We start from the raw sequence: 20123 nt of genomic DNA, 5'->3' as shown, positions 1-20123 counted from the left end.
AACGCATCTCCATGAACAGAAGAGCGATCAAACTCGTTGAAAACAGCGTGCTCGAAACGGCAAAACGCACGATAGAGATCGAAAAACGCGGTCTTGAAGCGCTCGAACGGGCCTTTGACGACGGACTGGCCGGTCCTTTCACCCGCGCCGTCGAAATCATCGGCGACATTTCCGGGCGTGTCATCGTTACCGGCGTCGGCAAGAGCGGGCATATCGGCGTGAAGATCGCTGCGACCCTTGCTTCGACCGGAACGCCCGCATTCTTCGTGCATGCTGCTGAAGCCAATCATGGCGATCTCGGCATGATCGGGCAGAGCGATGCAATCATCGCAATTTCGTGGAGTGGGCAGGCGCAGGAACTCAAGGCGATCCTCTCCTATTCCAGGCGGTTTTCTATCCCGCTGATCGCCATCACCTATGATGAAAAATCGAGCCTCGGCCTTGCCGCCGACATCGTCCTGAAGTTGCCGAAGGAGACGGAGGCTTGCCCGCACGGCCTGGCGCCGACGACCTCGGCGATCATGCAGCTTGCGATCGGTGACGCATTGGCGGTAGCGCTGCTCGAAGCACGCGGCTTTACCGCCACCGATTTCCACGTCTTCCATCCCGGCGGCAAGCTGGGTGCCAGCCTGATGCATGTCGGCGATATTATGCATACCGGCGAGAAGCTGCCGCTCGTTGCCAAGGGCACGCCGATGCCGGAGGCGGTCACGGTGTTGTCGCGCAAGCATTTCGGCTGTGTCGGCGTGCTCGACGAGGACGGGCGGCTCTGCGGCATCGTCACCGAAGGCGACATGGCGCGCAACCTGACGCGCAACCTCGCCGAACTTGCTGTCGACGACATCATGACGAAGACTCCGAAGACGGTGAAACCGACGATGCTCGCAACGGCGGCCCTCGCCCTGCTCAACCAGCACCACATCGGCGCGCTGATCGTCATCGACGAGGACAGCCGGCCGGTCGGGCTGGTGCATTTCCACGACCTGCTGCGGATCGGCGTCGCCTGATCCGAGTTGTTTGATCAGACGGGTTCGACCCTGAGGTCGCGGCCGTTGCTCGAGACCACCTTGACCTGCGTTCCCACGGGTAGATCGGGTCCCATCACCTGCCATAGCGTATCATCGAGACGGATGCGGCCGCGGCCCTCGCGGATCGGCTCCTGCAGCGTCGCAGTGCGTCCGACGAGGCTCGCGCCGCGCTGATTGAGGAAGGGCTCGTCGGTGGCGGCATTGCGCAGCGTCAGCCGCCGGCCGGCGAAGGTCGTGGCGACGGCGAGCAGCGCAAAAAGAATCGCCTGGAGTTCCCAGACCCAGAAGGCGCTGTCCCAGAAGAGCAGCGACAGTGCGCCGACAATCAAGGCGGCAAGGCCGATCCAGACCAGGAAGAAACCGGGCACGATCATTTCCGCGGCAAGCAGCACAAGGCCTGCAACCCACCAACTCCATGGACCGAGTTCGGCTATGACCTTCGCCAGCATGGCTTATCGCTCCTGATCCGGGTTGAAAGGATTGGGGGCCGGGGGATTGATGGGCGGCGTCGAGCGGACCGGCGCGGGACGCGGACGCGGCGGGGGAGGCGGCGGCGGATTGCCGGCGTCACCGAAGACTTCGCGGGCGATCGCGCCGATGCCGCCGAGCGAACTCAGGATGGAAGAGGCTTCCATTGGCATCAGCACGATCTTGGAATTGGGCGCCGAGCCGACCGAGGCGAGCGCTTCGGTGTACTTCTGGGCGACGAAATAGTTGATCGCCTGTACGTCGCCGGCGGCAATCGCTTCGGAGACCATCTTCGTTGCCTTGGCTTCGGCCTCGGCCAGACGCTCGCGGGCTTCGGCGTTGCGGAAGGCAGCTTCGCGCTGGCCTTCCGCTTGCAAAATAGCCGATTGCTTGGCGCCTTCGGCTCTCAGGATCTGCGCATTGCGTGAGCCTTCGGCCTCCAGCACCTGGGCGCGCTTTTCTCGCTCGGCCTTCATCTGGCGGGCCATTGCGTCGACGAGGTCACGCGGCGGCTGGATATCCTTGATCTCGACGCGGGTGACCTTGATCCCCCAGGGCTGCACGGCCTCGTCGACGACGCGCAGCAGCCGATCGTTGATGGCGTCGCGATTGGAGAGCAGTTCGTCGAGATCCATCGAGCCCATGACCGAACGGATATTGGTCATGGTGAGATTGAGGATGGCGTTTTCGAGGTGGGAGACCTGGTAGGCGGCCTGGGCGGCGTTCAGCACCTGATAGAAGGCGACGGCATCGGCGGAAACCGAAGCATTGTCCTTGGTGATCACCTCCTGCGTCGGTACATCAAGCACCTGCTCCATGACGTTCATCCGGGCGCCGACGCGTTCGATGAAGGGGGTGATGAGGTTGAGGCCGGGCTCCAGCGTGCGCGTATAGCGGCCGAAGCGCTCGATGGTGTAGCGATAGCCCTGCGGCACGGTCTTGATCCCGGCGAACAGCACGAGGATGACGAAGATGACGAGCACGATCACGACGATGTCAAAGCCGCCGAACAGCATGAAAAATTCCTCCCATCGGCGCATGCGCCGCGCCCCACAACTGATGTGGTGAGTTAGCATGTTCTTTGCGAGGAAGAAATGATGGCTAAGCGAGCAGGCGCCTCCAACTCGAAAGGAGGTAATCTCGCGAACCTTTAAGGTGTGGCCGCAGCTGCTCGTCGAGTCTCTTAAACCCAGCCTTGCAATTCGCGGCGAACGACCTTTTCCAGCACCTTCATGCCGTCGTCGCTGTCGTTGAGGCAGGGGATATGGGTGAACTTGTCCCCGCCGTTCTCGTGGAAGGAGTGGGCGGCCTGTTCGGCGATCTCCTCCAGCGTTTCCAGACAGTCGGAGACGAAACCGGGATTGATGACGGCGATGCGCTTGACGCCGTTCTTGGCGAGCTTCTCCACTGTCTTGTCCGTATAGGGCTGCAGCCATTCCTCCGGCCCGAAGCGGGACTGGAAGGTGACCATGAAATTATCCTTGGTGAGCCCGAGCCGCTCGCGCAGCAGCCTGCCGGTCTTCTGGCACTGACAGTAATAAGGATCGCCCTGCTTAAAATAGGACATCGGAATTCCGTGGAAGGAGGCAAGCAGCATCTCCGGCTTCCAGTCGAGCGTCGAAAGATGTGTTTCGACGGATTGGGCGAGGGCTTCGATATAGGTCTCGTCGTCGTGATAGTTGGGCACGGTGCGTAGAGCCGGCTGCCAGCGCATCGAGAGAAGCTTTTGGAAGGCCTTGTCGTTGACGGTGGCGGTCGTTGCCGCCGCATATTGCGGATAGAGCGGGAAAAGCAGGATGCGGTCGCAGCCTGCTTCCTTCAGCGCGTCGATGCGCGACGCGATCGACGGCGTGCCGTAACGCATCGCCCAATCGACCTTGACGTCGGCAAGATCCTGCAGGCGCACGGTCATTAGCTCCGACTGGTTGCGCGTGTAGGTGCGGAGATAACTTTCGTTCTTCTCCTTGTTCCAGATCAGCTCATAGGCCTTGCCGACCTTCTGCGGACGCCTGTTGAGCACGACGCCGAACAGGATGGGGTACCACTTCCAGGGCGACCATTCGATGACGCGGCGATCGGTGAGGAATTCCCTGAGATAGCGGCGCATCGAGATATAATCGGTCCCATCGGGCGTGCCGAGATTGACCAGCAGCACACCGATCTTGCCGGATTTTACGGCCGGATGGTCCGCCGGACGAAGTGAAATATCTGCAGTCATTCTGGCCCCACGCTTTTGTCCGTCGGTCTAACGTGGCCTCGGGATCATGGTTCACCCTATAGAAAGAAAAACCGGCCCGGGAAACCCCGGACCGGTCATGGCAATCGGGACAAATTGTCTTATTTTGCCGGAACTTCGATCTCCTTGCCGATCGTCAGATGGCGCGGGTTCGGGCTGCCGTTAGCCTCCGAGAGCTTCCGCCACAGCGTGCCGTCGCCATAGAAGCTGACGGCAAGATCCCAGAAGGTGTCGCCGGCCGCGATGACATGGGTGGACGGCGTCGTTGCAGCGGGTGTGGAGGCTGCCGGAGCCGGAGCCGGTTCCACAGCGGGCGCGGGTGCTGCAGGCGTTGCCGGGGCCGGCGCAGCAGGGGCAGGCTCGGTGGCTGGTGCCGGTGCTGCGGGGGTCGCAGGGGCAGGCTCGGCAGCCGGAGCGGGTGCGGCCGGCGCCGCAGGGGCCGGAGCGGGCTCAGTGGCAGGCGCAGGTGCTGCTGGCGCGGGAGTAGGAGCTGCCGGTTCGGTAGCGGGTGCCTGGGCTACAGCTGCGCCGGTTTCGGTCACGCGGCCATCCGTATAGGGCTTGTAGGGCGAATGCGAGGCAACGTATTCGGCGGTCACGTCGGCGAGATCCGGGCCGTAATCATAGGCGTTCTTGCCTTCCTTGAAGATCGAATAGCCGTCGCCGCCTGATCGCATGAAGTTGTTGGTGGCGACCTTGTAGGTCTTGGCAGGGTCGATTGGCGCGAAGTTGTCGCCCTCCTTCACCTGGACATCGCTGACGCGGCTGCCGACGGGCTTCGACTGGTCGAACGAGAATTTCAGGCCGGCGACCTGCGGGAAGCGGCCGGCGCCCTGATCGATCTGGCTGACGCCGTTTTCGAGCGCCTTGACGACGTCGGCGCCCGTGGCTTCAAAAGTCGCGAGCGTGTTCTGGAAAGGCAGGACGGTGATGACCTCGCCCTGGGTGACATCGCCGCCGTCAATCGAGGCGCGCAGGCCGCCGCCGTTCTGAACGGCGATGGTGACACCTTGGTTCTTCGTGCGGTCGAGCATGGCGTCGGCCACGAGGTTGCCCATCGAGCATTCCTTGACACGGCAGACTTTGCGGTCGCCCTCGATCGGGCCTTCGGCGGAGCCGATCACCTTCTTGCGCAGTTCCTCGATCGGTTTTGCCAGTTCGGCAACTCGGGTGACGACGGCCGGATCGGGTGCGAAGGACGAGTCGATCAGGATGGGATCGCCCTTGGCTTCCTTGACGACGCCGTTATCGTCGAAATTGACGACGACGTCGCCGAGATACTTGCTGTAGGAGGCAGCCTGGACGACCGGCACCTTGTAGCCGCCGGGATTATCGACCATCGTCGGATACGGGCCTTCAGCCTTCGGATCGGTATTGGAGAGCAGGCTATGGGAGTGGCCGCCGACGACAACGTCGACATCCGGAATCTTGGCGATGAAAGCGAGATCACGGGGATAACCGACATGGGTCAGCGCTATGATCTTGTTGACGCCCTCGCTTTTCAGCTCCTGGACGGCTGATGTGATCGTCTGAACGTCATCTTCGATCGCGACATTCGGGCCCGGGGAGGAGAGCTCCGGCGTATCATTGGTGACGGCGCCGACGATGCCGATCTTCTGACCGCCGACATCGAGCACCAGCGAGGGCTTGATGCGGTCGCCGAGCTTGGAGGCGGCGCTCGCCTTGACGTTCGCCGTCACGACGGGGAATTGCACCTTGTCGAGGAAGGTCGCAAGTCCGTCCTCGCTGTCGTCGAATTCATGATTGCCGACGGTCATGGCGTCGAACTTCATCATGTTCAGGAATTCGGCTTCGGCCGCGCCCTTATAGGTCGTGTAGAAGAGCGAGCCCTGGAAATTGTCGCCCGCATTGAGGAGAAGGACATTCTTGCCCGATAGCGCCTGACGGCGCTGGTCGATCGCGGTCTTCAGGCGGGCGGCGCCACCGAAGCATTCCTTCTTGCCTTCCTCCTCGGCCGAGCAGGTGGAATCGAACTTGTTGATCGGCTCAATGCGTGAATGGAAATCGTTAATATGAAGAATATTGAGTTCGTAATCTGCGAAGGCGGCGCCCGCGCTCAGCGCCAGCATGGACGCGGTCAAAAGACCGAAGCTGAAAGACTTCGTCATCCCTGTTCTCCTGATTGAGGCGAGAGATCCCCCTGATCTCCGCCGATCCTTCCAAAGTCCGCCGGGGCAGTTTCCCGGCACGCAGATGTTCCATGACACGGCATATGACCGCAAGGGAAAGCTGGGCCAGACGGTACGCTTTCCAAGGGGGACGGGATAAAAAAGCCGGCTGCCGGCAGGGCTAAGATCAATAGCAGCAGGGGCCGTCGCTATCGCGAGCGGCGAAGCCCTGGGCACGATAAAGGTTGACCGGCAGAACGACGGCAAATGCGGCAAGCGGTATCGCGGGCAGAAGAAGAGGTAACCGCGAAGGCCCGCATGCCCGGCCTAGCGCCTCGTCCTTCAGCCGCGGCGGGAAAGCGTGAACTGGGCGCCGGAATCAGAGGTGCAATTGAGCTGGCTCGGATTGATGAGGGCGCAATTGACCTTGGATTGAGTCTTGCGCACCAGCGAAGTCATATTGATCTCCACCAGGGTTGGCGAGGTATTGATGTAGGTCCCTGAGGCGAGAAGCTGGTTGCTGTCGGTGGTGCGGGTCGTGAAGGTGCCGCCCTGGAAGGTGGAAACGATGCCGTTGGGATCGCTCCAATTGCCTTCGACGCCGGTGGGGGCGGGCGTGGCCGCAATCGGCATCGGGCGCGGCTCCGGTGAAACGCAGGCGGCAAGAGTGGCCGCTGCACCGACAAGAACGAGACCAGTTCTGATTTTCATAAGGCTTCTCCCGGCGAATCGGCGTGGCGGTCACCCGCTAAGTTCGGGCAAAACATGGCGTGCACTCGCCTTGATGGCAAGGCTTGGAGCTGTAGGAGGCGGCATTTATACAGCCAGCGTTACAAAAATGCCCGCCTTGCGGCGGGCATTGTCTAAATCCCCTGCGGGCGATCTCAACGAACGAGGATATTCTTGAACTGCCAGGGATCCTTGGTGTCGATATCCTCGGGAAAGAGGCCAGGACGGCCGTCGAGCGGGGTCCAGTCGGTGTAGTGTCCTTCGACCGGACCGAGATAGGGCATCTGCACTTCGAGGCAGCGCTTGTAATCGATCTCGTCGGCTTCGACGATGCCGGCCGTCGGATTTTCCAGCGCCCAGACCATGCCCGCGAGAACGGCGGAGGTCACCTGCAGGCCGGTGGCGTTCTGATAGGGGGCGATGCGGCGGGTTTCTTCCAGCGACAGGCGCGAGCCATACCAATAGGCGTTTTTCTCGTGGCCGTAGAGCAGGACGCCGAGTTCGTCGATCCCGTCTTCCAGCTCGTCTTCGTCGAGAACGTGATGGACCGGCTGCGGCGCGCCGCCGTTGCCGAACATCTCATGCAGCGAAAGCACGGCATCATTGGCCGGATGGTAGGCATAGTGGCAGGTCGGGCGGAAGGTCACTTCGCCGTCCTTGTCGCGGACCGTGAAGAAATCTGCAATCGAGATCGACTCGTTATGGGTGACGAGGAAGCCGTATTGCGGGCCTGGGGTCGGGCACCAGGTGCGCACGCGGGTGTTGGCGCCGGGCTGCTCCAGGTAGATCGCCGCCTGATTGCCTTTCTTGTGCTTCTTGGCGTTCTTCGGCATCCACTGCTCATGTGTGCCCCAGCCGAGTTCGGCCGGCTGCATGCCTTCGGAGATGAAGCCTTCGACCGACCAGGTGTTCCAGAAGACGTTGAGCGGCTTCGGATGCTTGGTGCGCTGGGTGTCGCGTTCGGCGATGTGGACGCCTTTGACGCCAAGCTTCTTCATCAGCTTGGCCCAGCCTTCACGATCGTGCTGGTCCGGCTCGTCGAACTTCACGCCGGTGTCGTTGGCGAGGTTGACGAGCGCCTGCTTGACGAACCAGGAGACCATGCCGGGATTGGCGCCGCAGGTGGAGACGGCGGTGGCGCCGCCCGGGTTCTTCGCCTTTTCCTTGCGCACGGTTTCGCGCAGCGCATAGTTGGTGCGGTCGGCATTGCTCATGCCCTTGTCGAAATAGAAGCCGAGCCAGGGCTCGACGACCGTATCGATATAGAGAACGTCGAGCTTGCGGCAGAGCTTGATGATGTCGAGCGAGGAAGTGTCGACCGAGAGGTTGACGCAGAAGCCCTGGCCTTCGCCTTCCGTCAGCAGCGGCTTCAGCAGCTCCTTGTAATTTTCCTTGGTGACATATTCCTTGATGTGGCGAACACCATGCTTCTGGAGGATCTCCATGTCGGCGGGCTCTTCGCGCGGGTCGATGACGACCATCCGGCTCTTGTCGAATTTGAAGTGGCGCTCGATCAGGGGCAAGGTGCCGCGGCCGATGGAGCCAAAGCCGATCATCACGATCGGACCGGTAATTTCGGCATATACCGGATAGTTCTGTTCCGTCATTCTTTTCTCCTGTGGAAGGGGACGAAGGCGCGAAGCCCGAAGAATTGTTGTGAAATTGCCGCAGAAATTGCGAAGTGACCGGCTCTAACCACAAAACGGCGTCACAATAAAGAGCGTTGACTGGGAAACGGTCAAATATCGGGAGGGGCGAAGCGGCCCGACCGAAACTCAGCGTTTCAGGATTTCCAGCCCCTCAACCGTCGTCGTCACGGCAATTTCAGTGATGTCGTATTCGGCGACGCCGTGGATGGTGAAGGGATCGGCGGCGACATAGGCTTCGATCGCTGCACGGTCACCGATGGCGAGCACCGCGCCGCCGGTGCGCGGCACTTTGCGGCCGGAGGCGAGGAACCAGCCCCTGGCATAACCTTCCTTCACCCAGGCCATGTGCGGTTCCATGTGGATGTCGGCCTCGTCGCTGGATTTCAGGTAGGTGAGGGAGAGGATGAACATGATCAGTTCCTGATGAGTTTTGCGCGGATCAGGCCGCGCAGCGAGTTGCCGAGATAGAAGGCGCCGGCATCCAGATCGGCGAGGCTCAAGCGGCCGACGCGGGCCTTGCGCGCGCAGATGAGTTCGGTGCGCAGCACCCCGGCCAGCAGGCCGCAGGAGATCGGCGGAGTGCGTAGAATGCCGCTTCCGTCGTCCAGAAAGATTGAGGTGATGGTTCCCTCGCAGACCTCGCCGCGTTCGTTCAAGAGGATGACTTCGTCGGCTTCTGCTAGAGCATATTCGGAGCGCGCGGTTTCGTAGACGGCGCGTCGCGTGGTTTTGACACGCAGCAGCCGGTCGGCGGGATCGAGGCGCGTTGCGGCAAGGCGGACGGTCCAGATAGTATCAGGCGCCAACGGGACGAAGGGCGCGCTCGTCACCTCGATGCGGCCTTGTGCGTCGAAGGTCATGCGGATGCGCAGCGGGCCTGTTGCCTCTCTGACGGTTTCATCGAGCTTTGCCGCTGCGCCGAGCGGCTGCGGAAAACCGAGTCGGCGGGCGGAGCGGGAAAGCCGGGCGAGATGCAGGCGCAGGCGAATGAAGCCTTCGCCGGGCTGCCAGCGCAGCGTCTCGATCAGCGAAAAATCGGTCATCGCGCGATCCACTGGTCGCCGATGGCGAAGCGGGCCTTGAGCAGACATTCCTCATATTCGGCCTCGGCGGTAGAATCGAAGACGATGCCGCCGCCGACATTGAAGACCGCCCTGCCGCCGTCAAAAAGCGTGACGGTGCGGATGGCAACGGAAAAACGCATGGCGCCGGTGGGCGAGATCATGCCGATCGCACCGCAATATGCGTTGCGGGGATCATCCTCGAGTGCGTGGAGGATTTCCATCGCCCGAATCTTCGGCGCGCCGGTGATCGAGCCGCAGGGGAAGAGGGCGGCAAAGATATCGCGGATCGAAAGGCTCTGACGAAGTCTTGCCTGCACATGGCTGACCATCTGGTGAACGGTCGGGTAGGTCTCGATCTCGAAGAGCTTCGGAACATCGAGCGTGCCGACCTCGGTGATGCGGGAGATATCGTTGCGCAGAAGATCAACGATCATGCGGTTTTCCGCCTGCGTCTTTATATCGGCGCGCATCATCTCGATGATTTCGGCGTCCTCGGCGGCGGTGGCGCCGCGTTTTGCCGTGCCCTTCATCGGATGAGTCTCGATCCAGCCCTGTTCGTCGGTGCGGAAAAACAGTTCGGGCGAACGCGACAGGATGACGGGACCGCCGAGATCGACCAGCGCGCCGTATTTAACCGGCTGGCGCTCGATCAGCGACCAGAAGGCGGCGCGGGGGTCTCCGCTCCAGCGGGCTTGGACCGGCATTGTGAGGTTTGCCTGATAGACGTCGCCGAGCCGCAGGTGCTCGTGAAGACGGTCGAAGCGCTCTTTATATATAGAGAAATCCCAGGCGGCTTTCGGGGCGGTGAGGAATTCCTCGTTTTCGAGGCGCTGTTTCGGCTGGGCGAGCGGGTGCGTGTCCGGCTGCGGAGCATCGAATACGCCGAAACAGAGGAGCGGCATTTCGCGACCTTCTCCGGCGAAGGCAGCGAGTTTTTCTTCGAAGAGATATCCGGCCTCGTAACTCATGTAGCCCGCAAGCCATTTTCCCTCGGCTCTGGCCTCTTCCATTCTGTCGAGGCCTCCGAAGAACTCGGCGCGCGTTCTGGCAATGATGATTTCAGCGGGCTCGGCGAAAAGCATCACCTGCTCTGACGTGTCGTCGCGGAAGAGAATATAGGGTTGATCGGCCACGCAACGCTTTCGGTTTGTTCTGCTCCTCATTGCTCAGATGCGTTCGGGAGCGTCAGATATTTTCTCTCTTCTCACGGGGGAGAAGATGCCCGAAGGGCAGATGAGGGGGTGGAGCGAAGCGACGTCCTGAGCATATGCGAAGGAGAGATTTTGCCGTGTCGCCCCCTCATCCGCCCGCCGGAACCTTCTCCCCGAGGGGAGAAGGGACTCGCGCTCACCCCTTATCTAACGCTTCCAACTCGTCGATCAGCCCTTCGATCATCGACAGGCCCTGGCTCCAGAACGACGGGTCGGTGGCGTCGAGGCCAAAAGGCTTGAGCAGCTCCGAATGATGCTTGGTGCCGCCGGCCTTCAGAAGTTCGAAATACTTCTCCTGGAAGCCCTTCTCGGCCTTCTGGTAGACGGCATAGAGCGAATTCACCAGGCAATCGCCGAAGGCATAGGCATAAACATAGAAGGGCGAGTGAATGAAGTGGGGGATATAGGCCCAATAAGTCTCGTAACCTTCGGAAATGTTGATCGCCGGCCCGAGGCTTTCCGACTGGACGGAGAGCCAGAGTTCGCCGATGTCGTCGGCTGTGAGTTCACCAGCCTTGCGGGCGGTGTGCAGCTTGCGCTCAAACTCATAGAAGGCGATCTGGCGCACGACCGTATTGATCATGTCCTCGACCTTCTGGGCGAGCATCGCCTTGCGCTCGCGCCTGTCAGCGGTCTTTTCCAGGAGCGCGCGGAAGGTCAGCATCTCGCCGAAGACGGAAGCGGTTTCGGCAAGTGTCAGCGGCGTCTGGCACATCAGCGCCCCTTGTGCGCCGGCGAGAACCTGGTGGACGCCGTGCCCGAGTTCATGCGCAAGCGTCATCACGTCGCGCGGCTTGCCCATATAATTGACGAGCACATAGGGATGGGCGGAGGGGACCGTCGGATGGGCGAAGGCGCCGGGCGCCTTGCCCGGGCGAACCGGCGCATCGATCCATTGCTCATCGAAGAATCGCCTGGCGATATCGGCCATCTCGGGGGCGAAATTGCCGTAGGCCGATAGCACCGTGTCCTTCGCCTCGGACCAGGAGATAACGGCGCCGGACGTTTCCGGAAGGGGCGCGTTGCGGTCCCAGAAATTCATCTGCTCCATGCCGAGCCATTTCGCCTTCATTCTATAATAACGGTGCGAAAGGCGGGGATAGGCTTCGCGGACGGCCGCGGCCAGGGCGTCGACAACCTCGCGCTCGACGCGGTTTGCCAGGTGCCTGGAGTCGGCGATATCCTCGAAGCCGCGCCAGCGGTCGGAGATATCCTTGTCCTTGGCAAGCGTATTGGTGATCAGCGTGAAGACGCGGATATTCGCCTTGAAGGTTTCGGCGAGCGCCATGGCCGCCTTGCGGCGCACTTCCGGATCCTTTTCCTGCAGCATGTTCAGCGCCACTTCGAGCGGCACTTTTTCGCCATCGATCTCATAGCGCAGTTCCGCCATGGTTTCATCGAAGAGGCGGTTAAAGGCGGAGGCCGATGTCATCGACTTCTCGAGGAAGAGCTGTTCCAGCCTGTCGTCGAGCTGATAGGGCTTGTCTTTCCGCAGGTCGATGAGCCAGGGGCGATAATGGCCCGCATCGGGATCATTAGCGATGCAGGCGTCGATCACGGCGTCGTCGATTCGGTTCAATTCCAGCGCGAAGAAAAGCAGATGGCCGGAGAATTCGGTGATCTTGGCCTGCACGTCGCCGTAGAGCTTGCCGTTTGCCGGATTGGTGGTATCGGAAAAATAGGTGAGGCCGGCAAAGGAGCCGAGGCGGCCCATGATGTCGTCAAGCGCCTCATATTCCTTGAGCGCAGCGCCGATGCCCTCAGTGCCGGTCTTCGCCGCAGCGTCGGCTAGCTTGCCCTTCCACTTTTCTTCGAAAGCGATTGCGGCCTTGCCGGCCTTTTCCATGTCAGCGACAAAGGCAGTCGACGTGGCAGAGGGGTAAAGATCCTGCAGCTTCCAGACCGGCAGGTCGCCGAGCGCCGGATCGGCCGCCGCCCCGGCTGACGCTGCTGGCGAGAAGAAAAAACCGACGTGCGGGAGCTCAATTTCCATGGGCGCAGTTCCTCTCCACTTTATTACAGGTCTGTTTGAATAAGCGTGAGAAGGCCCGGCATCAAGGGCCTTTCGGCGCATAAAGGGCCTCGCTTCGGCACGAAGTTGGCCACTTGCAATCGTTAAAATGCAATTATTTCTCAAAACTGGATGTTCAAGCCTTTCTGCCAGAGTGCCCTTCATGGTTTCGCATGAAGTGGAGCGACAATGACCGGTTACAATGAGCTCAAGGGAGCAGGGCAGATCCTGGTGGTCGAGGACGACCCGGTGCAGCGCCGTCTGCTCAAGAACGCAATCGAGCGTCACGGCCATGTCGTGCACCAAGCGGAAAACGGCCGCATCGGCCTGGAAATGGTCAAACGCGACAGCGGCCTTTTCAACGTCATCGTGCTCGACCTGATGATGCCGGAGATGACCGGCCTCGAATTCCTCGACGCGCTTCACGAGTTCGGCACCCAGATCCCTGTGATCGTCCAGACAGGGCAGGGCGGCATCGAAACCGTGGTGCAGGCGATGCGCGCCGGCGCCTTCGATTTCGTCGTCAAGCCGGTTTCCCCCGAGCGCATCGCCACTTCGATCTCCAACGCGATGAAACTCGACCAGCGCGAAGTGAAGGCGCGGGCCGGACGCCGGTCGCGCTCAGGCTCGGTCGGTTTCGACGATATCGTTTCGGCAAGTCCAGCGATGATCCGCGTCATCGATCTTGCCCAACGGGCGGCGCAATCCAACATTCCCGTCGTGCTCGAAGGCGAGTCCGGCGTCGGCAAGGAGTTGGTCGCGCGCGCCATCCAATCCGGTGGGGATCGCTCGAACAAGCCGTTCGTCACCGTCAATTGTGGGGCGATCCCGCATAACCTCGTCGAAAGCATTCTTTTCGGCCACGAAAAGGGCGCGTTTACCGGCGCGACCGAACGTCACATCGGCAAGTTCATGGAAGCAGATGGCGGTACCATCTTCCTCGACGAGATCGGCGACTTGCCGCTCGAGGTGCAGGTGAAACTCCTGCGCGCCGTGCAGCAGGGCGAAATCGAGACCGTCGGCGCACGCACCGCGCACAAGGTTAATGTCCGGCTGATTTCGGCGACCAACAAGGATCTGATCGAAGAGGTCAAGAACGGCCATTTCCGCGAGGATCTCTACTATCGCCTCAATGTCTTCCCGATTACCATTCCGGCGCTGCGCAAGCGCAAGGAAGACATCCCGCATCTGGTGCGCGTCTTTACCGACCGCTTCTCCAGCGAGCAGAAGAACGGCCGCCGCATGACCGTGAATTCGGGCGCGCTGGCGCTGCTGACGGCCTATGACTGGCCGGGCAATATCCGACAGCTCGAGAATGCGATCTTCCGCGCGGTCGTTCTCGCCGAAGGGCCGGAGCTGACGGAGGCGGATTTCCCGCAGATCGCCGCACAGCTTCCGGAATATGAAGTGGTGGACCACCTGGCGCTGGTTGCAGACAATACCGGCCTCGATCCCGACGAGAGCTATGGCGAAGATTTCCGGATGTCGGCGCCGGCGGAGGTGCATCACCGCCTGTCAGAGGCTTCCGAAAATGCGATCGCCAGCGTCAATCCCTCCGGAGACGTGCGCAAGCTTGCCGATGTCGAGGAGGAGCTCATCCGATTCGCACTCAAATTCTATCGCGGACAGATGAGTCAAGTGGCGCGCAAGCTTGGCATTGGCCGATCCACACTTTATCGCAAGCTCAAAGATTATGGCATAGATCCCGATAATCCCCAGAAGGATGCGGCCTAAGCCCTATTTGTTAAGACTCAGGCAACCACGATTTGTTACTAATCATAAACCACTTGTTAGTGGCCCGTTCACTATGTAAAGAAAAGGTTGATCATGTGTGGCATTTTTGCCATCGTGTGACCGCATTTGACAGTCATCTGAGACAGTACGGGACATTGTCTGTCTGACGGGGATCGAGTTGCCGAATCTGAATGGGAATTCCAAGCCTTCGCGCTTGAGCTGGCGTTCTTTGTGCGCCGACATCTGCGGAAAGGCATTAAGGACGGCAGCGGCCGCCCTTCTTGCGCTCGCGGTTTCCTCACCGGTATTCGTCAGTACCCCGTCTCAGGCAGCGGGCGACACCCGCAGCCTCAAGCTCTATTTCATCCATACCGGCGAAAAAGCCGTCATCACCTATAAGCGGAACGGCAAGTTCGACCCTAAGGGTCTGGAGCAGCTGAACCGCTTCCTGCGCGACTGGCGCAAGAACCAGCCGACCAAGATGGATCCGCGCCTGTTCGACCTGATCTGGGAAGTTTATCGCCAGAGCGGCTCGAGGGACTATATCAACGTCGTCTGCGGCTTCCGCTCGCCGGCCACCAATGAACTGCTGCGTGGCCGTTCGCGCAAATCCGGCGTCGCCGAAAAGAGCCAGCATATGCTCGGCAAGGCGATGGACTTCTTCATTCCCGACGTCAAGCTGGCAACGCTGCGGGCCATCGGCATGAAGATGCAGGTCGGCGGCGTCGGCTTCTATCCGAAATCGGGCTCGCCCTTCGTGCACATGGATGTCGGCGGCGTTCGCGCCTGGCCGCGCATGAGCCGCGACGAGCTCGTGCGCCTTTTCCCGAACGGCAACACCATCCATATTCCGGCCGATGGCAAGCCGCTGCCGGGCTACCAGCAGGCGATGGCCGATTACAAGCGCCGCGCCAGCGGCACGCAGATCGAGATCGCCAGCGCTTCCGAATCGGCCTCGAAGCCCAAGACGCTGTTCGAAGCGCTCTTTGGCGGCGGGGCGGACGAGCAAGAGGATGAGTCGGATAATTCCGCCCCTGTCGCCGTCGCCAAGGCGACGCCGCCGAAGGCTGAGCCTGCGCCTGCCGAGCCGCAGCAGACCGAGGTCGCCGACCTGAACGCGCCGGTGCCGCAGGTTCGCCCGGCATTTAGCAACCAGCCGGCCGGCAGCCAAATGGCGAGTGCGCTGGTGGCGCCGTCTTCGGGTAACGCAGCGCAGCAGGCCCTTGCCGTAGCGCTTCCGGCCGATCAGGCCCAGCCGCAGCAGTTCGCCGATCTCAGCGCTTACAGCATTCCGGTTCCCTCGCTTCTCGGCCAGCGCCGCGCGCCGGGCGATGCCGAGGTCGCGTCGGTCGATCCGAACGTGCAGAACGGAATGCCGGTTCCGACTCCGGTCGAGCGGCCTGCCGTCGCCGAAAATCTGCTCGCTGCGGCCAATGCCGATCCGGAAGCGGACGCAGACGAGGCCGATCAGGATGGCGGGCTGTCTCCTGCCATCGCCGATGCACTCGAGCGACAGAACAAGGATGCGGAAAGCCAGGTCGCCGCGCATGAGCCTGGCATGACCGTGGAGCAGGCAATCGCCGCAGCGATGCCGCAAAAGGCGCCTGCCGAAAAGCCGTCGTTGCAGCTCGCTGCCTTGGCGCCGGCGACGAAATCGGCGAGCTTCGGCGACGCTTTCGACGCTCCGGCTGCCGAAAACACCGTGGCGCCGGCCCTTCCCAGCAAGGGCGGCCGTCCGACGCAGAAGGAAGCCGCCGCAGCCGATGCAAGCCGTGCGACTGTTCGTACCGAGCCGAAGCTGACGCAGAAGATGATCTCGCAGTGGGCGCTGACCAATGCCCGTCTCGAAATGGCGTCCAAGCAGGTCAAGGCGCCGCGCTTCGTCAGCCAGACGATGCGCGCCCAGCCGACTGCTGTCTATGCCGAGGGCTTCAACATCAAGACCGCCTCTGTCGATCCCGCCCGCTTCAGCGGCACGGCAGTCAACTTCATGGAAGTGCGCAAGTTCAACACGAACTGAGCCTGCTAAGACCGAGAATATCGAAAACCGCCGGCTTTCCGGCGGTTTTTCATTGGCTGCTTCGACCGGCGAGGCAAGTATCAGTCACTCCGTCCGAACAAAAGAAAAGCCGCCGGAAAGCCAGCGGCTTGTCGACATCGGCGATGCCGGCGAAATCAGCCTTCCGGCGGCGCTTCGATCATGCCGAGCGCGTGCAGGTAGGTGTCGAGGATTGCTTCCTCTTCCATGCGCTCCTGTTCGTCCTTTTTACGCAGCGCCACGACCTTCTTCAGAATTTTGGTATCGAAGCCCATCCCCTTGGCTTCGCCATAGACGTCCTTGATGTCGTCGGCGATGGTCTTCTTTTCTTCTTCCAGCCGTTCAATGCGCTCGATGAAAGCGCGAAGCTGGTCGCGGGCGACGCCATGAGCATCAGACATCGTATTCTCCTGATTGGGTGATCAATTTGGGAAGCCAGTGACTGCCGCGAAAGCGGCGTCACGGTCAAGCCTGTTGACGGCGAAGGCAGCTATTTGTGTGGGTTGTTCAGTTCAAATGCGGCCTTTTGCACAGGCGAGGCCTCATTCTGGTGGAGTTTCTTCCAGTCCTCATAGGACATGCCATAGATCATCTCGCGCGATTCGTCCCGGCTGACCGGAACGCCTTCGGCCTCGGCGGCCTCGCGGTACCAGTTCGAAAGGCAGTTGCGGCAGAAGCCGGCCAGATTCATCAGGTCGATGTTCTGGACGTCGCTGCGGTCACGAAGATGTGCGACCAGGCGGCGGAAGGCGGCGGCTTCGAATTCGGTCTGTTGTTCCTTGCTGAGCGCGGTCATCTCGCTCTCCTTTCATTCAGTGGGTCCTCGATAGGGGGCGGTGCGCGACGGATGGACGTCGTATTCGTGCAAGGCCGGATCGGCGTTCATCGCTGAAAAAATCGGCGCCAGGCGCTCGGCCCATGCCGATATGCCGGCTTCATCGGCGATCAAGTCCTGACGCACTTCGAGCAGCGCATGCGGAATGCCTGTCACCAGGCAATGGCGGTACATGGTATCGCCCTTCAGTGCGCCGTCATAGGGTTCGTTGTCGCCGACGACGAGATCGGGATCGGCGCGCAGCATATCGAGCAGCGGGCCAACCGCGCGTCGGTCACTGTCCCAGAGGACCGCGGCGCGCCAGGGGCGGGGAACGCCTTTCCATGCCGGCGTGAAGGAATGCAGCGACAGGACCAGCGGCGCCTTACCCGTCGCATTTGCCACCTTGTCGATCGTTTCCGCCACCGCATCGTGATAGGGGCGATGAAAGGCTTCGATTCGGTAGTTCCATTCCTGAGGCGTGATCGGGTGATTGCCTGGTATGACGGCGCCGTCCGAGATCTTCATGATCAGCGTCGGATCGTCCTCCCCGCGGTTCGGGTCGATCAGCAGACGCGAGAAGCCGCCGAGCACTGCCGGTATGCCGAGCCTCGCCGAAAGCTGCCGCGTGAGGCCTTCGATGCCGATGTCGTAGGCGATGTGGCGGGCAAAGGCAGACTCAGGCAGGCCGAGCCTTTCATACCGGGCGGGAAGAAGGTTCATCGCGTGATCGGCGAGGATCACCATGCCTTTGTCATGTTGTCCGGCTAGAATTTCGAAGGATTGGAAGTCGTCCATGAAGAAGTTGCCGTTCGTCATTGCGCAGTGGGGTCAGTGATTGCATGTGCCTGCGACCGGTTCAAGCGGAGCAGGCGTTGAGAGCGGATATGAACCTCCGCAGACAGTTATGAAAGGAAATATAATCGATTAGCATTGCGTTGACTTTCGCATGACGGCGGCGCAAGAAGACACGGATACGAATAACCGTGGAGCTATTTGGGAGCCGTGTTGATTCAAGCCGCGCCAAGTTTCCTCACGCGGTCCGGACCGTTGGTCCGACTCGCCCTGTTTGCTCTTGCAGCCGCCACGCCGTTCTTCATCGCAGATGCCGCACGCGCTGATTTTCGCGTCTGCAACGGAACGCAGAATCTCGTTGGGGTGGCGATCGGCTACCGGGCCAAGGACGGCTGGATAACGGAAGGCTGGTGGCAGGTCCCGGCAACGACCTGCGCCACGCTGATCGAGGGAGAGTTGCAGTCGCGCTATTATTACCTTTACGCAGAGGACGCCGCGCGGGGAGGACGATGGACGGGTGACGTGCAGATGTGCGTGGCGGAAAACGAATTCAAGATCGCGGGTGTGCAGGATTGCTATGCCCGGGGTTACCAGAAGATGGGATTCAAGGAATACGACACGGGCCGCCAGGGCAGCTGGATGGTTCAACTCTCCGACACCCCAGGGACGCAAGAAAGCCAGAATTGATGAAGCGTAATCGCAAAATTAAAATCCTCGCCACCCTCGGGCCTGCCTCCGCCGAGGAATCGATGATCGAGAAACTGCACCAGGCCGGTGCCGACGTCTTCCGCATCAATATGAGCCATGCGAGCCACGATCTGATGCGCACGCTTATCCAGCGCATCCGCACGGTGGAGGCGCGCTCCGGCCGGCCGATCGGCATTCTCGCCGACCTGCAGGGACCGAAACTGCGCGTCGGCAAGTTTACCGACAGCAAGGTCGACCTGAAGCCCGGCCAGACGTTCACGCTCGACAACAATGAAGCGCTCGGCGACGCGACGCGCGTCTATCTGCCGCATCCGGAGATCCTGGAATCGGTGCAGCCCGGCCACCGCCTGCTGATCGACGACGGCAAGCTCGCGCTGCGCGCCGAAAAGTGCGACGGCAAGAGCATCGTGACGACGGTCATTTCGGGCACGCGCATTTCCGACCGCAAGGGCGTCAGCCTTCCCGACACGCTGCTCGGCGTCGGCGCGCTGACGGATAAAGACCGTGCCGATCTCGACGCCGTGCTCGCCACCGACGATGTCGACTGGGTGGCGCTTTCTTTCGTTCAGCGGCCAGATGACCTTGCGGAAGTGCGCAAGATCGCCCGTGGCCGCGTTGGCCTGATGTCGAAGATCGAAAAACCGCAGGCGCTCGAGCGGATCGAGGAGATCATCGAGCTTTCCGATGCACTGATGGTCGCCCGCGGCGATCTCGGTGTTGAAATGCCGCTCGAATCGGTTCCCGGCATCCAGAAGCAGCTGATCCGCGCCTGCCGCCGTTCGGGCAAGCCGGTGGTCGTCGCCACGCAGATGCTGGAATCGATGATCTCCGCGCCGGTGCCGACGCGCGCCGAAGTCTCCGACGTCGCGACCGCCGTCTTCGAAGGTGCCGATGCCGTCATGCTGTCGGCCGAATCGGCCTCCGGCGACTATCCGGTCGAAGCCGTCTCGACCATGGCGTCGATTGCCACCGCCATCGAGCGCGAGCCGCATTATCCCGGCATCATCTACGCCCAGCGCGCCCAGCCGGAGGCGACGGGCGCCGACGCGATCTCGCTTGCAGCCCGCCAGATCGCCGAGACGCTGAAGCTGTCGGCGATCGTCTGTTACACATCGTCCGGTACGACAGGCCTTCGCGCCTCGCGCGAGCGGCCGCAGGTGCCGATCCTGGCACTGTCGCCGATCATCAAGACGGCGCGCCGGCTTGCCATCGTCTGGGGCCTGCATTGCGTCGTCACCCATGATGCGACCGATCTCGACGACATGGTCAACCGCGCCTGCCGCATCGTCGCCGACGAAGGCTTCGGCAAACCGGGCGACCGTATCATCATTTCGGCCGGCGTGCCGCTCGGCACGCCCGGCGCCACCAATATGATCCGCATCGCCTATATCGGTTCCGACGGCCAGAGCGGCATCTGATCCGATTGCATCCTTGATGGAGCCCGCTGCCTGGACAGGCGGCGGGTTTTTTGTTGGTGGGATCGGCATTGCCAAGGGTCACGGCGCGTGC

General features: G+C 61.4%; 18 protein-coding genes. 5 read left to right on the top strand and 13 right to left on the bottom strand.

Features of this window, described 5'->3' with window-relative positions:
• The first annotated feature begins 11 nt into the window (after positions 1-11).
• Entirely contained in the window at positions 12-1007 is a 996-nt protein-coding gene (locus tag GA0061105_RS16875; protein WP_064694340.1) for a KpsF/GutQ family sugar-phosphate isomerase, read from the top strand.
• A 14-nt stretch (positions 1008-1021) separates the two neighbouring features.
• Here GA0061105_RS16875 and GA0061105_RS16870 read toward each other — a convergent pair whose 3' ends face one another.
• The 10 genes from GA0061105_RS16870 to GA0061105_RS16825 form a co-directional block, all read right to left on the bottom strand.
• Positions 1022-1477, bottom strand: a complete 456-nt coding sequence (locus GA0061105_RS16870) for an NfeD family protein (protein WP_092751641.1) — start codon at positions 1475-1477, stop codon at positions 1022-1024.
• A 3-nt stretch (positions 1478-1480) separates the two neighbouring features.
• A complete protein-coding gene (locus tag GA0061105_RS16865) occupies positions 1481-2512 on the bottom strand; it encodes an SPFH domain-containing protein (RefSeq protein WP_064694342.1) in 1032 nt (343 codons plus the stop codon).
• Positions 2513-2679: 167 nt separating this feature from the next.
• Entirely contained in the window at positions 2680-3714 is a 1035-nt protein-coding gene (hemH, locus tag GA0061105_RS16860) for a ferrochelatase (RefSeq protein WP_092751639.1), read from the bottom strand.
• 119 nt (positions 3715-3833) lie between these two features.
• Positions 3834-5861, bottom strand: a complete 2028-nt coding sequence (locus tag GA0061105_RS16855; protein ID WP_092751637.1) for a 5'-nucleotidase C-terminal domain-containing protein — start codon at positions 5859-5861, stop codon at positions 3834-3836.
• Between the two features lie 342 nt (positions 5862-6203).
• A complete protein-coding gene (gene omp10, locus GA0061105_RS16850; protein ID WP_092751635.1) occupies positions 6204-6572 on the bottom strand; it encodes an outer membrane lipoprotein Omp10 in 369 nt (122 codons plus the stop codon).
• Between the two features lie 173 nt (positions 6573-6745).
• Positions 6746-8197, bottom strand: coding sequence for a homospermidine synthase (locus tag GA0061105_RS16845; RefSeq protein WP_092751633.1), 1452 nt, complete (start codon positions 8195-8197; stop codon positions 6746-6748).
• A gap of 168 nt (positions 8198-8365) precedes the next feature.
• Complete coding sequence (locus tag GA0061105_RS16840; protein WP_092751631.1) at positions 8366-8650, bottom strand: YciI family protein; 285 nt, start codon at positions 8648-8650, stop codon at positions 8366-8368.
• A 2-nt stretch (positions 8651-8652) separates the two neighbouring features.
• Positions 8653-9282 carry an aminotransferase class IV family protein gene (locus GA0061105_RS16835; protein WP_092751629.1) on the bottom strand — a complete coding sequence of 210 codons (630 nt, stop codon included), beginning with the start codon at positions 9280-9282 and terminating at the stop codon, positions 8653-8655.
• The gene (locus GA0061105_RS16830; RefSeq protein WP_092751627.1) at positions 9279-10466 is read right to left on the bottom strand and encodes an aminodeoxychorismate synthase component I; all 1188 of its coding nucleotides are present in this window, start codon (positions 10464-10466) and stop codon (positions 9279-9281) included. The genes GA0061105_RS16835 and GA0061105_RS16830 overlap by 4 nt, the downstream gene beginning before the upstream one ends.
• Before the next feature lie 184 nt (positions 10467-10650).
• On the bottom strand, positions 10651-12507 hold the full coding sequence (locus GA0061105_RS16825; protein ID WP_092751625.1) for a M3 family oligoendopeptidase: 1857 nt from the start codon (positions 12505-12507) through the stop codon (positions 10651-10653).
• Positions 12508-12714: 207 nt separating this feature from the next.
• Here GA0061105_RS16825 and GA0061105_RS16820 point away from each other — a divergent pair, with 207 nt between their 5' ends.
• Both GA0061105_RS16820 and GA0061105_RS16815 read left to right on the top strand, forming a co-directional pair.
• Positions 12715-14259, top strand: coding sequence for a sigma-54-dependent transcriptional regulator (locus tag GA0061105_RS16820; protein WP_064694351.1), 1545 nt, complete (start codon positions 12715-12717; stop codon positions 14257-14259).
• Between the two features lie 178 nt (positions 14260-14437).
• Positions 14438-16279, top strand: a complete 1842-nt coding sequence (locus tag GA0061105_RS16815; RefSeq protein ID WP_092751623.1) for a peptidoglycan L,D-endopeptidase MepK — start codon at positions 14438-14440, stop codon at positions 16277-16279.
• 155 nt (positions 16280-16434) lie between these two features.
• Here GA0061105_RS16815 and GA0061105_RS16810 read toward each other — a convergent pair whose 3' ends face one another.
• The 3 genes from GA0061105_RS16810 to GA0061105_RS16800 all read right to left on the bottom strand — a co-directional run bounded on the left by GA0061105_RS16810 (position 16435) and on the right by GA0061105_RS16800 (position 17909).
• The gene (locus GA0061105_RS16810) at positions 16435-16698 is read right to left on the bottom strand and encodes a DUF2312 domain-containing protein (protein WP_008533181.1); all 264 of its coding nucleotides are present in this window, start codon (positions 16696-16698) and stop codon (positions 16435-16437) included.
• An 89-nt stretch (positions 16699-16787) separates the two neighbouring features.
• The gene (locus GA0061105_RS16805; RefSeq protein WP_092751621.1) at positions 16788-17093 is read right to left on the bottom strand and encodes a DUF1244 domain-containing protein; all 306 of its coding nucleotides are present in this window, start codon (positions 17091-17093) and stop codon (positions 16788-16790) included.
• A 12-nt stretch (positions 17094-17105) separates the two neighbouring features.
• On the bottom strand, positions 17106-17909 hold the full coding sequence (locus tag GA0061105_RS16800; protein WP_092751842.1) for an N-formylglutamate amidohydrolase: 804 nt from the start codon (positions 17907-17909) through the stop codon (positions 17106-17108).
• A gap of 210 nt (positions 17910-18119) precedes the next feature.
• Here GA0061105_RS16800 and GA0061105_RS16795 point away from each other — a divergent pair, with 210 nt between their 5' ends.
• Positions 18120-18593 carry a DUF1036 domain-containing protein gene (locus GA0061105_RS16795; RefSeq protein WP_064694354.1) on the top strand — a complete coding sequence of 158 codons (474 nt, stop codon included), beginning with the start codon at positions 18120-18122 and terminating at the stop codon, positions 18591-18593.
• Complete coding sequence (pyk, locus tag GA0061105_RS16790; protein ID WP_092751619.1) at positions 18593-20032, top strand: pyruvate kinase; 1440 nt, start codon at positions 18593-18595, stop codon at positions 20030-20032. The genes GA0061105_RS16795 and pyk overlap by 1 nt, the downstream gene beginning before the upstream one ends.
• Positions 20033-20123: the final 91 nt, after the last annotated feature.

Source organism: Rhizobium aethiopicum, from assembly GCF_900094625.1.
GTDB classification, from domain to species: domain Bacteria; phylum Pseudomonadota; class Alphaproteobacteria; order Rhizobiales; family Rhizobiaceae; genus Rhizobium; species Rhizobium aethiopicum.
Note: the sequence above shows the minus strand (reverse complement) of the source record. Positions and strands in the feature narration are given on the sequence as shown.